General features: G+C 62.8%; 18 protein-coding genes. 12 read left to right on the top strand and 6 right to left on the bottom strand.

The window, feature by feature from the left end; genetic code table 11:
- Positions 1–875, top strand: an 875-nt coding sequence (phnE, locus tag J7J55_07160) for a phosphonate ABC transporter, permease protein PhnE (GenBank protein ID MCD6142478.1), incomplete at its 5' end; no start/stop codon positions are given.
- On the top strand, positions 875–2,107 hold the full coding sequence (phnE, locus tag J7J55_07155; protein MCD6142477.1) for a phosphonate ABC transporter, permease protein PhnE: 1,233 nt from the start codon (positions 875–877) through the stop codon (positions 2,105–2,107). The genes phnE (J7J55_07160) and phnE (J7J55_07155), both read left to right, overlap by 1 nt.
- A 2-nt stretch (positions 2,108–2,109) precedes the next feature.
- Here the strand turns inward: phnE (J7J55_07155) and J7J55_07150 are convergent, their stop codons facing one another.
- Positions 2,110–2,325 carry a hypothetical protein gene (locus tag J7J55_07150; protein MCD6142476.1) on the bottom strand — a complete coding sequence of 72 codons (216 nt, stop codon included), beginning with the start codon at positions 2,323–2,325 and terminating at the stop codon, positions 2,110–2,112.
- Positions 2,326–2,394: 69 nt separating this feature from the next.
- Between J7J55_07150 and J7J55_07145 the strand changes: the two genes are divergently transcribed.
- Positions 2,395–3,717, top strand: coding sequence for a thymidine phosphorylase (locus J7J55_07145; GenBank protein MCD6142475.1), 1,323 nt, complete (start codon positions 2,395–2,397; stop codon positions 3,715–3,717).
- On the opposite strand, the gene cdd is transcribed toward J7J55_07145, so the two are convergent.
- Genes cdd through J7J55_07130 form a run of 3 tightly spaced genes read right to left on the bottom strand, consistent with a single transcriptional unit; the run spans position 3,703 to position 6,504 of the window.
- Positions 3,703–4,098, bottom strand: coding sequence for a cytidine deaminase (gene cdd / locus J7J55_07140; GenBank protein ID MCD6142474.1), 396 nt, complete (start codon positions 4,096–4,098; stop codon positions 3,703–3,705). The genes J7J55_07145 and cdd overlap by 15 nt on opposite strands.
- A 1-nt stretch (position 4,099) precedes the next feature.
- Positions 4,100–4,888 (bottom strand): hypothetical protein, encoded by a 789-nt coding sequence (locus J7J55_07135; protein ID MCD6142473.1) that lies wholly within the window; start codon positions 4,886–4,888, stop codon positions 4,100–4,102.
- Positions 4,885–6,504: an AMP-binding protein gene (locus J7J55_07130; GenBank protein MCD6142472.1), complete on the bottom strand. Its 1,620-nt coding sequence runs from the start codon at positions 6,502–6,504 to the stop codon at positions 4,885–4,887. The genes J7J55_07135 and J7J55_07130 overlap by 4 nt, the downstream gene beginning before the upstream one ends.
- 90 nt (positions 6,505–6,594) lie before the next feature.
- Here J7J55_07130 and J7J55_07125 point away from each other — a divergent pair, with 90 nt between their 5' ends.
- Genes J7J55_07125 through J7J55_07105 form a run of 5 tightly spaced genes read left to right on the top strand, consistent with a single transcriptional unit; the run spans position 6,595 to position 9,502 of the window.
- A complete protein-coding gene (locus J7J55_07125; GenBank protein MCD6142471.1) occupies positions 6,595–7,350 on the top strand; it encodes a hypothetical protein in 756 nt (251 codons plus the stop codon).
- Positions 7,347–7,952, top strand: coding sequence for a YigZ family protein (locus J7J55_07120; protein MCD6142470.1), 606 nt, complete (start codon positions 7,347–7,349; stop codon positions 7,950–7,952). Before J7J55_07125 ends, J7J55_07120 begins: the two co-directional genes overlap by 4 nt.
- Positions 7,949–8,533, top strand: coding sequence for a Holliday junction branch migration protein RuvA (ruvA, locus tag J7J55_07115; GenBank protein MCD6142469.1), 585 nt, complete (start codon positions 7,949–7,951; stop codon positions 8,531–8,533). The genes J7J55_07120 and ruvA overlap by 4 nt, the downstream gene beginning before the upstream one ends.
- A complete protein-coding gene (gene ruvX, locus J7J55_07110; GenBank protein MCD6142468.1) occupies positions 8,533–8,955 on the top strand; it encodes a Holliday junction resolvase RuvX in 423 nt (140 codons plus the stop codon). Before ruvA ends, ruvX begins: the two co-directional genes overlap by 1 nt.
- Positions 8,956–9,010: 55 nt before the next feature.
- Positions 9,011–9,502, top strand: coding sequence for a ribonuclease H-like YkuK family protein (locus tag J7J55_07105; GenBank protein ID MCD6142467.1), 492 nt, complete (start codon positions 9,011–9,013; stop codon positions 9,500–9,502).
- Here J7J55_07105 and rsmI read toward each other — a convergent pair.
- Both rsmI and J7J55_07095 read right to left on the bottom strand, forming a co-directional pair.
- The gene (rsmI, locus tag J7J55_07100) at positions 9,499–10,323 is read right to left on the bottom strand and encodes a 16S rRNA (cytidine(1402)-2'-O)-methyltransferase (GenBank protein MCD6142466.1); all 825 of its coding nucleotides are present in this window, start codon (positions 10,321–10,323) and stop codon (positions 9,499–9,501) included. The genes J7J55_07105 and rsmI overlap by 4 nt on opposite strands.
- Positions 10,320–10,826, bottom strand: a complete 507-nt coding sequence (locus tag J7J55_07095) for a type 1 glutamine amidotransferase (protein ID MCD6142465.1) — start codon at positions 10,824–10,826, stop codon at positions 10,320–10,322. The genes rsmI and J7J55_07095 overlap by 4 nt, the downstream gene beginning before the upstream one ends.
- A 126-nt stretch (positions 10,827–10,952) precedes the next feature.
- On the opposite strand from J7J55_07095, the gene J7J55_07090 reads away from it, so the two are divergent.
- The 4 genes from J7J55_07090 to J7J55_07075 form a co-directional block, all read left to right on the top strand.
- On the top strand, positions 10,953–11,171 hold the full coding sequence (locus tag J7J55_07090; GenBank protein MCD6142464.1) for a DUF2905 domain-containing protein: 219 nt from the start codon (positions 10,953–10,955) through the stop codon (positions 11,169–11,171).
- A 64-nt stretch (positions 11,172–11,235) separates the two neighbouring features.
- Positions 11,236–11,475: a type II toxin-antitoxin system prevent-host-death family antitoxin gene (locus tag J7J55_07085; GenBank protein MCD6142463.1), complete on the top strand. Its 240-nt coding sequence runs from the start codon at positions 11,236–11,238 to the stop codon at positions 11,473–11,475.
- On the top strand, positions 11,475–11,906 hold the full coding sequence (locus J7J55_07080) for a type II toxin-antitoxin system VapC family toxin (GenBank protein MCD6142462.1): 432 nt from the start codon (positions 11,475–11,477) through the stop codon (positions 11,904–11,906). The genes J7J55_07085 and J7J55_07080 overlap by 1 nt, the downstream gene beginning before the upstream one ends.
- Before the next feature lie 69 nt (positions 11,907–11,975).
- Positions 11,976–12,146, top strand: a 171-nt coding sequence (locus J7J55_07075; protein MCD6142461.1) for a type I restriction-modification system subunit M N-terminal domain-containing protein, incomplete at its 3' end; no start/stop codon positions are given.

Genomic DNA, 12,146 nt, shown 5'->3' with positions numbered 1-12,146 from the left:
CCGGGACACAGATGTTCGTCGTCAAGGAGATCAAGGACGTGATGCCGCTCATCCCACCGCGGGCGTGGTACAAGACGAACCGCGGCGTGATGACCGTCATCCTCATCGGGGTAACCGTCTGGGTGGGGTGGCTCACCACAAAGATCAACCTTGGGATCCTGATCGACCGGGCGGAGGAGTCCGGGTACCTGTGGAAGGCCCTACTTACACCGGATTTCACTCACTTCATTGTGCCGGATCCAGAGCTTCACACCTCGATCCTGAGTGGGATCATCGAATCGATCTTCATGGCTTTCCTCGCCACCTTGCTCGGTGGGATAATTGCGTTCCCGTTGAGTTTTTTGGGGGCGCGCAACATCATGGGGTTCAGCCCGCTTGGCTGGCTCGTCTACGGCTTCATGCGCGGGGTGTTCAACGTAATCCGCTCGATCGAGTCGCTCCTGTGGGGGATTATATTCGCCATTTGGGTCAGGTTCGGCCCGTTTGCCGGGGTTCTCGCCCTCACGATTCACACGATCGCGGCTTTAGGAAAGCTCTATTCCGAGCAGGTGGAAGGCGTCGATCCTGGGCCGCTCGAGGCGATCGCCGCCACTGGCGCGCGGCGCTGGCAGGTGATCCTGTACGGGGTTGTCCCACAGATTATCCCGTCCTATCTTGCGTTCACCCTCTATCGGTGGGACATCAACGTCCGCATGGCGACAGTGATAGCACTTGTCGGCGGGGGCGGGATCGGAAGGATCCTCTTCTACTACAAGGGACAGGTGGGGAGGCTTCCTAACGCGTGGAACCAAGTGGGCGCGGTGGTATTCACCATCGCCGTAGTGGTGTGGGCCCTTGATTACATCAGTGGCCGGGTCAGGGAGAAGATCGTCTGATGAAGGATCGATACTATGCCGGTTTCATGACCGACAAGCCTCAGTTCCTCAAGAAATTTGCCCGGGGATTCTCCCTCATCCGCCGCCGACTCTTCGTCTCCCTCACCGACCTTATCGCCCTCCTCTATCTGTGGACGATGACTTCATACGCCGTAAATGCCCTATTTTACCACGTGAAAAGTTATTCGAGCCTTCCCTGGTGGGTGATGCTCATCGTGGTGGTCGAGGCAACTGCCCTGTGGGAAAACTTCGGGGTCTCGATCGGGATGCGCCTTCTCGGGCTACGTCTTTCCCCTGCCGCAGATGATAATTTGGCCCGACACTTTGTGCGTTACCTCCTCTGGCATTTTTCTCCCTTCTTCTTGTTACCACTTTTATGGAGAAGTGACTACATCCCCCTACACGAGCGGGTAAGCGGGCTCAAGACGGTACGGGTAAGCGAGGTCGAAGAAACACCGCGTCCGTGGTACACGCGCAGCTGGTCGGTCGGAATGGTGGTGATCTTGGTAGTCACCTTGGTTACGGCATCGTTGATCACAAAGGTTGACCTTCGTGCCCTGTTCACCGGTGCGTCGAAGACCGCGCCGGTGTGGAATAAGTTCTTACATCCCGATCTTTCAATCGTCGGCGACGGAGTCAGCCTCTTGATCGTCACCATCTATATGGCGTTCATGGCCACCCTGTTTGCGGTCATAGTAGCCATCCCGCTCAGCTTCTTCGCTGCGCGTAACCTCACTCACGGGATTATCGGTCGCACGATCTACATGATCGTGCGGATAAGCATCAGCATCACCCGCTCGATCGACGCGATCATATGGGCGATCATCTTCCTTGTGTGGGTGCGGGTGGGGGCGTTCCCCGGGGTGTTGGCCCTGTTCGTTCATTCGATCGCTGACCTGACCAAGCTCTATTCCGAGAGGTTGGAATCAATCGATCCCGGACCGGTGGAGGCGATCCGCGCCACCGGAGCGAACCGCCTTCAGGTCATCCTGTATGGGATTATTCCGCAGATCGTCAACCCTTACCTATCGTTCACCCTATATCGGTGGGACATCAACGTGCGTATGGCGACGATCATCGGGATCGTCGGCGGAGGCGGGATCGGGCAGCGTTTGATCCAATACATGAAGGTATGGGACTACCGCAGCGCCGGAACGCTCATGCTCCTCATCATGATCACCGTGTGGATAATCGACTACACGTCGTCCCGGCTTCGTGCCCGATTGAGCTAGCCCTATTTCTTGCCGGTCAGCTCCTCCAGGTACTCACGGATGTCGTCCAACCCGTAGGTCGTTTTCAGTGCGACGTTGTCCTCGAGCCACGCGTCCTTGATCGTGTCGTCACGCCGGATCTCGATGTCCTTGATCCCGAACGCCTCCACCATCTTCTTCGCCTCTTCCTCGATATACCGATCCTTCACCCGGAACAAAAACCTCGGGAAACTAGGCATCCTACCACCTCCGACAGGAAGTATACCGGCTCGGTTGCGGTCTTTCATCGAGACTGTAGAATGAGCAACATGAATACAGTTGAGCTGATACGGAAGAAGCGGGACGGAGAGGCCCTCACGCGGGAGGAGCTCGAATACCTGATCTCCGGGGCGGTGGACGGATCGATCCCCGACTACCAGATCACCGCGTTTCTAATGGCGGTCTATTTTCAAGGGATGGACGACCGCGAGACGGCTGATCTCACCGACGTCATGGCCCGTTCCGGGGCGATGAACGACCTATCCGACATGCCTGGCTACCCGGTGGACAAGCACTCGACCGGTGGGGTGGGAGACACGACTTCACTCGTCCTGATTCCGCTCCTCGCCGCCGCTGGGCTGGTCGTGGCCAAGCTCTCCGGCCGCGCCCTCGGCCACACCGGGGGAACGATCGACAAGCTCGAGTCGATCCCCGGGTTCCGCACTGATCTGTCGCGGGAGGAGTTCCTCAGATTGGTGCGCGAAAATGGCCTCGCCCTCGCCGACCACACCGCGGACATGGTTCCGGCCGATCGGATCCTGTACGAGCTGCGCGATGTCACTGCCACGGTGGAATCCCTCCCCCTCATCGTCTCCTCGATCATGTCGAAGAAGATCGCGGGCGGAGCAAAGGGGATCGTCCTCGACGTGAAGACCGGGGCCGGTGCGTTCATCCCTGAGATCGACGAATCGCGCAAGCTGGCGCGGGCGCTGGTAGCGATCGGAGCAAAGCTCGGGCGGAGGATCTCTGCCCTGATCACCGACATGTCGCAGCCGCTCGGGCACATGGTCGGCAACTCCCTCGAGGTGAAAGAGGCGATCGACACCCTCAAAGGACACGGCCCCCGCGATCTGGAGGAGCTGTGCTGTGCCCTTGGGGCGGAGTTGCTCGTGTTCTCTGGGCAAGAAAAGGATCGGGGACGGGCTAGGGAGTACCTACGCGGGCTTCTGCACGACGGAAGCGCGCTTGCCAAGTTCCGCACCCTGGTCGAGGCCCAGGGTGGTGACGTGCGGGTGATCGACGATCCGGACGTCCTCCCCAAAGCGCGGAAGCTGGTGCAGATCACCGCACCGCGCGCGGGCGTCGTGGGAGAACTGAACGCCCTTGCGATCGGAATGGCGGCCGGACTCCTCGGAGCGGGCCGGACTACCGTGGACGACGTGATCGATCCCGCAGTCGGGATCGAGGTCGTGCGCAAGATCGGAGACGGAGTGAACGCAGGGGATGTCCTCGCGGTCCTCCACGTGAACGATGCCGCCAACCTCACCCGCGTGCGGGAGATGGTGACGGATGCCTACCGGATCGTAGATGGTCCGGTGGAACCGCCCCCGCTCATCCACGAACGGATCGGGGGAGAATCACTCGGGCACTAAATCGCCCGATTCGAACGCCTGAGGGAGGAGCGCCTGGATCGTGGTCCGGGTAAACTCCCCGTTCGGGTTTCCCATCAGGATCTCGATGTCAGGTGCGTGCTCGTAGATCACCTGGCGGCACGCCCCGCATGGGGAGCAGCGCTTTGCATTGCAGACCACAGCGAGCTTCACGAAATCGTGTTTCCCCTCCGAGACCGCCTTGAAGATCGCTACCCTCTCTGCGCAGACCGTCAGCCCGTAGGAGGCGTTCTCCACGTTAACGCCGGTGTACACCGTCCCATCGGCGCACAGGAGGGCCGCCCCGACCGGGAAGTTCGAGTACGGGCAGTACGCGTTCTTGCGCGCTTCGATCGCCAGCTGCACCAACTGCTTGTCGTCCATGTCAGAACTTCACCGCAATCCCTACCCCGGCGGTGATTTCACCGACTTTTATTCCCCACCAGCCGGACCCCGCGGACAGGATGAGGAGCAGATCCCCTTCCGCCCGCAGCCGGAGGAACGGGGGACCGAGCTCGATCCCGAGCCCGGCGTTCAGCCCGATCGCCGACCAGGAAAGCCCGTCCAGGTGCAAGGCGGAGACCGCATCTGCCACGCCGCTTTCGTACTGGGCCGGGACCTGAACGTCGAGCTGCGGGCTGATCTCTCCAGAGATCCAGCTTGCCCCGAGCCCGATGTCGACCGCGGTGAGGAAGATGTCAAACCGCTTTGCAACCTCGACCTTGAGCAGGTAGGAAGCGAAAGAAACGTCGACGCTGACGCTCCCCTGCCCGGCGCTGGTATCGAACGTCTCGTCGATCAGCGGCTGGGGGATCGGCTCTCCCACCGAGGAGGCGATCCCGCGGATGATCCCGTCGGTCAGGATTCCGCCGGTGATCCTGACCGAATCGATCACCGCAAGGGGAACCCCAATTTCGACCGTCCCGTGGAGGAACGGAAGGGGGACGACCGTGATATCGGGCAGTCCCCCTTCCACCTCTGAGATCAGGTCATCGATGTCGGACTGCGACAGCCCGAGCGCGGTTCCCGCCGCGTCGATTGCCCCTTCCAGCTTGCCGAAGCTTGCGGAGAGGTCGAGCGTGTACCCTCCGATCCCCGCATCTATCCCGAACGGAAACGCGGCAAGGCTGAACCCAAGGAGCAACGCGACGGCGATCCCGATCGTCCGGCTCATCCGCGGTCCCAACCCTCCCACTCGCGCCGCTTCAGTTCGGCCCGCTTGATCTTCCCGCTCGTCGTCTTGGGAAGCTCATCCACGAACTCGATCGCCCGCGGGTACTTGTACGGGGCGGTGACCCGCTTCACGTGCTCCTGCAGCTCCTTCACCAGCGCTTCCGACGGGGTGTATCCGTCGGCGAGGATGACGAACGCCTTCACGATCTCGCCCCGGGTGCGATCCGGCGCGGCGATCGCCGCTGCCTCGACCACCGCCGGGTGGGAGACGAGCGCGTCCTCCACCTCGAACGGGCCGATGCGGTAGCCCGAGGTGAGGATGACGTCGTCGGCCCGCCCCTCGAAGAACAGGTACCCGTCCTCGTCCATCCGCGCCAGGTCGCCGGTGCGGTACCAGCCACCGGCGAATGCCTCCTTGTCCAGCTCGGGCGATTTCCAGTATCCGTCGAAGATCGCCGGGTTGTCCGGCCGCACCGCGATCTCCCCGACCTCGCCCTTGGGCACAGGGTTCCCGTTCTCGTCGATCAAGGTCACCCCTGTCCCAGGAGTGGGGACTCCCATCGCCCCCGGCTTCACCTCGATCCCGGGGTAGTTGCATACCAGGCAGACGCTCTCGGTCTGGCCGTAGCCGTCGCGGATCGTCACCCCGAACGCGCGCTTGAACGCCTCGATCGGCTCCACGTTGAGCGGCTCTCCCGCGGATACGGCGTCCTTCAAAGAGAGCTTGTACTTGGAGAGGTCCGGTAGCTGGGCGAACAGGCGATACTCGGTTGGGGTGGCGCACAGCTTGGTCACCTTGTACTTCTCCAACAGCTCCATGTAGCGGGCGGCGTCGAACCGGCCGTTGTACATGAGCTGGCTCGCTCCGGTGGTCAGCCCGACCCCGACCGGGCTCCAGTACCACTTCGCCCATCCCGGCGCGGTCGTCGCCCAGATCACGTCCTCCTCTGATGCGTCCCACCAATACCTGGCGGTGATCCGGTTGTGGCAGTACATCCAGCGGTGCTTGTGCATCACCGGTTTCGGGTTCCCGGTCGTCCCCGAGGTGAAGTTGATCGTCATCGGGTCATCGACGGTGAGCGGGACCTTCTTCACGTTGGGGTCTCCCTCCGCCATCAGCTCCTCGAACGACAGCCATCCGGGCCTCTCCCCTCCGATCAGGATGAACGTCTCCAAAGGAGAATCCCCCCGCGCCTTCTCCACCTCATCCGCGGTCGCGACGTGGGCGACGACCACCTTCGCCCCGCTCACCTGCGCCCGGTAGGCGATCTCCTTCCCTTTGAGCATCTCCGAGCACGGGACTGCGACCCCGCCGGCGACGAACGTCCCTTGTTGCACCATGTGCGCCTCGGGAACGCGGGGAAGGACATGGATCACCGGATCTCCTTTCCGCACCCCGAGTTTCATCAGCGCGTCCCCGAACCGGTGCGCTCCAGCCACAAGCTCACCGAACGTCACCTGACGGGCGTTTCCGGCCGCGTCCTCCCAGAAGATCGCCACCTTGTCCGGATTCTTCTCCGCGTGCTTCTCCACCACCGATACGATGTTGTAATCCTGGGGGATATCCCACCTGAACTCCCGCAACTCCTTCTCGTACTCCTCTTTGGTGTAGGTCATCTTGTTCGATCACCCTGGGGTTGAGTTTTTGAATTGAAGCGCTGAAGTTTATAGCATATCGGAAGATACCTTTGCAAACAGGGAGGAAGAGTGAAAGCCTGCGTTGTCCTTTCTCCGAGCGGCTCCAAGCGCCTGATCGCCAAGGGGGTCGCCGCCCTGCCCGCGGTGCAGCGGGCGCTGGAGGCGGGAATGATCGTGATCACCCTCGGGACGACGAACGCGTTCGTCGCCGAGGAGCTCTTGGGGGAGTCGATCGACCGTGGCGCGTTCGCCGCCGGGTTCATCGATGACCGCTGGAACGTGAACTCCCGCCTCGGGGAGATGGGGGAGATCGTCATCAAGGACGGAATCCGCGTTGAGCTGGAGCCGGACGAGATCCTCTCCTCCCTTTCCGCCGGGGACGTGCTGATCAAGGGGGGGAACGCGATCGATCCATGGGGAGCGGTCGGGGTCCTGACGAGCGCGAAGACCGGGGGGACGGTGGGAAGGTACATCGCTCCGGCCGTCGCCCGCGGGGCCGAGCTCGTGATCCCGATCGGGCTTGGCAAGGCCGTGTTCACCCCGATCTCCGAGATCAGCCAGGAGCTTGGGATCGGGAGGATCGACCTGTGCATGGGGACTCCTGCCGGGATGTTCCCCCTGCACGGGCGGACCGTGACCGAGGTCGATGCGTTGGAGCTCCTGTTCCCGGTGCGGGCGACCCATGTCGCCTCCGGCGGGGTCGGGCCCGGAGCCGGGAGCGTCTCCATCCTCATCGAGGGAGAGGAGAAGGACGTCTGGGATGCGTTCACCCTTGTCGAGTCCCTGAAGGGAGAGCCGGAAGTGCGGCTCGAGGGAGCAGGATGATCGACTCCTATCGCACGATCGCCACGCCGGTCAAGGCGCGGTTGTCGCGGAAGAAGTCGCGATTCATCGCGCTCCTCTACCCTGTCTCCTCCGAGGAGGAGGTGAAGAGGGTTCTCGACGGACTGCGGCGGGAGTACCACGATGCGACCCACCGCTGCTCCGCCTACCGGCTGGTCTCCGGGGAGATCGCCCGGGCCGATGACGCCGGGGAGCCGGCCGGCTCGGCCGGTCCGCCGATCCTGCAAGCGCTGGAGGGAGCCGGCCTGTACGATGTGCTTGGGGTGGTCGTGCGCTACTTCGGGGGGGTGAAGCTCGGGATCGGAGGGCTGATCCGTGCCTACGGTGATGCGACCCGGGCTGCGATCGAGGCCGCGGAGATCGTGGTCCGGGTGCCGCAGGCACGGGTGGAGGTGAGCTTCTCCCCCGAGCTCAGCTCGCCGGTGATGAGCCTCATCCATCGGTTCGGGGCGGAAGTCGAGGGGATCGATTACGGCGCCGTGGGCAAGGCGAGGCTCATCCTTCCCCGGAGCCGGATCCCCGCGTTCTCGCGGGCTCTCCAGGAGGCGACCGGAGGGCGGGGAAAGATGAAGGAGACGGGATGATCGATTCGATAACCGGGAGGGTGGTGCGGATCGGAACCGATCACATCGTGATCGAGACCGGTGGGATCGCCTACCGCGTCTTCTGCCCGAGTCGGGCGATCGCCGAGATGAGCCGCGGCGAGGAGGCGGTTATGTACATCCACCTCGTCCTGCGCGACGATGCGATCAACCTGTACGGGTTCCCGACCGAGGCGGAGCGGGAGCTGTTCCGGGCGCTCCTCCCGGTGGGGCAGATCGGTCCCAAGCTCGCGCTGCAGCTTCTGTCCGCCCTCCCGCCCGAAGCGCTCGTCGGGGCGATCGCGTCCGGGGACGTCGAGAGACTGACCGCGGTGAAGGGGATCGGGCGCAAGACGGCGCAGCGGATCGTGGTCGAGCTGCGCGACAAGCTCGGCGGCGAGTTCGGAGCCGGGATCGACCTGTCCCCGCTCTCCCAGCGGGAAGAGCTCGCCCTGCGTGCTCTCACCTCGAAGTCGCTCGGCTTCTCCCCGCGCGAGGCGCGGCAGGCGCTGGAGCGGCTGCGGGGGGAGGACCTGTCGGTGGAGGAGCTCGTGCGCCGGGCGCTTGAGATCATCGGAAGCTGATGCGCATCCTGGGGATCGATTACGGAACGGTGCGGATCGGGCTTGCGATAAGCGATCCGGACGGGATCATCGCCAGCCCGCTCCCGGTGTATATCCGAACGGACATACGCTCCGACGTGGAACACATCGCGCGGTTGGTCCGGGAAAGCGGGGTGGAGCGGATCGTGATCGGCCTCCCGCTGAACATGGACGGCACGGCCGGCGAGATGGCGGACGAGGTCGCGGTGTTCGCCGACCGGCTGCGGGCACAGCTCTCCATCCCGGTCGTGACGTTCGACGAACGGATGACGAGCACCGAGGCGGAGCGGGTCCTCCTCCAGGCGAACGTGTCGCGGAAGAAACGACGTGGAATACGCGACTCCCTTGCTGCTGTCCTCATCCTTCAGAGCTATCTCGATTTCATCCGGAACGGCGAGCGGTGATCCTCCCACCGGGATCATCTTGCACTGTCCGCACTTCGGTGCTATGATCGCAGGGATGAGCGGAGAAGAAGAGAGTCTAGAATTCTATAATCCTCACGCCGGCGCCCTCAGCTTCGATGAGGTGGTCGCAGAGATCATCGCGGAGATGGAGGCTGACCCAAAGGCGCGCTATGAGATCCTTGTCGGCACCGATTCCTCGACCGGGACAGAGATGATCGATTTGGTGAGCGCGATCGTAATCCACAAGATCGGGAAGGGCGGCCGCTACTTCTGGACGCGGCGGCGCGAGCCGAAGATCCCGTCCCTGCGGCAGAAGATCTGGCGCGAGGCATGGCTGTCGTTCGAGCTGGCCCAGCGCCTCCTCGCGCGGCTGTCCGCCGCCTCCCTCCTTCCGTTCAACCTCGAGATCCACGTCGACATCGGGAAGAACGGCCGCACCAAGGCGATGATCGATGAGGTAGTGGGGATGATCATTGGAAGCGGGTTCGCCGTGCGCATCAAGCCGCAGGCGTACGCTGCCTCCTCGGTCGCCGACAAGTACACCTAGCCCGAGTGAACCAGTCGATACGCCTCGTTGCGGGGGATGCCCGTAAATTCGGTTAGGATTCGGACCGCCGCTTTGCTGCTCACCCCTTCTTCCCTCAGCACCGAAACGAGCCTTTCCGCATCCGCCCCTTCGGCCCTGGCCTCCTCCTGTGCTCCGGCGATCACGAGGACGATCTCCCCCTTGACCGGGCGGGCCTCCACGGCGTGGAGGAGCTCCGCCGGGGTTCCGCGGATGAACTCCTCGTGCCGCTTGGTGAGCTCGCGGGCGAGAACGACCTCCCGCTCGGGGATGAGCTCGGACAGGATCTTGAGGGTGGAGATGAGGCGGTGGGGCGACTCGTAGATGATCATTGTTCGCGTCTCGTTTATCAGCCCCTCGATCCGTTTGCGGCGCTCGGATTCCTTGCGAGGGAGGATTCCCTCGAAGCAGAACCGGTCCGGCGGGAGGCCGGAGGCGACGAGCCCGGCGAGAGCGGCGCACGCCCCGGGGATCGGGACGACCCTGATCCCGCGCTCGACCGCGGCGCGGACGAGTGGATAGCCGGGATCGCTCACCAGCGGTGTCCCGGCGTCAGAGACAAGGGCGAGATCCTTTCCGGCTTTCAGGAGCCGCAACACCGACTCCACTCGGGATTTCTCCACCCCCTGGTAGTAGCTCTTGTAAAACGGGGTCTCGATCCGGTAGCGGGCGAGGAGCCGGGACGTCGTGCGCGTGTCCTCGGCGAGGATGTAGTCCACCGTGCGCAGGGTCCGGATCGCCCGCAGGGTGATGTCATCGAGGTTTCCGATCGGGGTCGCGACGATGTACAGGGTGCCGGTCATTTAAGCGCGTTCAGGATCGCGGGGAGGAACCGGGGGAGATCGCGCGGGGTGCGCGAGGTGATCAGGTTGCGGTCGATCACCACCGGCTCGTCCACCCACTCCGCCCCAGCGGCGCGGAGGTCGTCGCGGATCGAGCGATAGGAGGTGAGGCGGCGTCCGGCCACGATCCCGGCGGAGACGAGGACCGAGCCCCCATGGCAGATCGCCGCGATCACGATCCCCTTTTCATCGGCCTCCTGCACCAGCTTTACTGCGGCGTCGTGCAGCCGCAGCCGATCCGGGGCATATCCGCCTGGAATGACGAGCGCCCGCACCCCGGTGAGATCGACCTCGGAGAACGCCCGCTCTGCTCGCACCTCGATCCCGTGCTTTCCGGCATAGATTCGTCCCTTCTCAGCTCCCACGACCTCCACCGTGAATCCGGCTTCGAGGAACCGGTAGTAGGGAACCCAGAGCTCGAACTCCTCGTAGCCTTCCTCAACGAAGATCAGAATATCCGTCATCTGATCCCTCCTTTCCGGTTCAGGATAACCTGCCACCGCGAAATAGGCAACGCATGGCGGATTGCCAGGGCGGGGTTCAAACCCGCCCCTACACCTAACGGCGGGGAATCTGCTATCATTTTCGCCATGGAAGGGTTCACTGCATTGGGAAAGCTCCTTGTGATCACAGGAGTGATCCTCGTCCTGGTCGGGCTGTTTCTGTGGGGGAAGATCCCGTTCCTGGGACGCCTCCCGGGCGACATTCTGATCAAGCGGGATGGGTTTGTGATCTACATTCCGATCACCTCCATGCTCCTCATCTCCGCGATCCTCACCCTCATCGGGTTCCTGTTCCGACGGCGGTGAAGCAATTGACCATCTTTCGACAACAGATTATACTAGTCGTAGACTGGTCTAAAGGAGGTGGCGGATGCTCACCGTCGGCGCTTATGAAGCCAAAACCAAGCTCTCCCAGTTGTTGCATCGGGTGGCCAACGGGGAGCGGATCGTGATCACCAAGCACGGGGTACCTGTGGCCGTGCTCGAGCCGTTCCGCCGCGCGCAAGAACGCGATCCCAAAGAGGTGATCGCCGCTATCAAGGAGTTTCGCAAGAGACATCGCCTCGATGGCCTAAAAATACGCGACCTAATCGAAGAAGGGCGGATCTGATGCCTGATCCCTCCTTTATCCTCGACGCATCGGTGACGCTGGCATGGGGGCTGGAAGACGAATCCAATGCCTATACCGATGCGGTATTAGACTCATTGGAGGTCGCCGAGGCTATAGTGCCCGCGGTATGGCCGCTTGAAGTGGGGAATGGAATCCTCGTGGCCGAGCGGCGCCGCCGGATCGCCCACGCGGATGCGGTGCAGTTCTTAGCGCTCTTGCAGGAGCTTCCCATCGTTGTCCAGCCGGAGGCGCCGGAGCGGATGTTGGGAGAGATAACAGCCCTGGCACGGGAGCAGCAGCTATCCGCTTACGATGCTTCATATCTGAACCTAGCGATGCGGATGGGACTCCCCTTGGCTACGCAGGACGAAACGCTGCGACAGGCGGCTGCTCGTTGCGGCGTGCGAATATACCTGCAGCAAAAGAAGTAGATGATTTGTTCCTTCCAGCCGGCGAGTGCTAGACTGGAGCTGAATTGAAAACTCGCAAGGGGATTCGAATTGGGAAAACTTGACATATCCGCACTGGAAAACTGGCTATGGGAGGCGGCGTGCGTCATCCGCGGACCGCTCGACGCCCCCAAATTCAAGGACTACATCCTGCCCCTTGTCTTCCTCAAGCTGCTCCTCCCGGGGAAGGCTGACCTTCGACACAGGACTTCTCCGTCAACC

The organism is Candidatus Bipolaricaulota bacterium (assembly GCA_021159055.1).
Lineage (GTDB): Bacteria > Bipolaricaulota > Bipolaricaulia > UBA7950 > UBA9294 > S016-54.
Note: the sequence above shows the minus strand (reverse complement) of the source record. Positions and strands in the feature narration are given on the sequence as shown.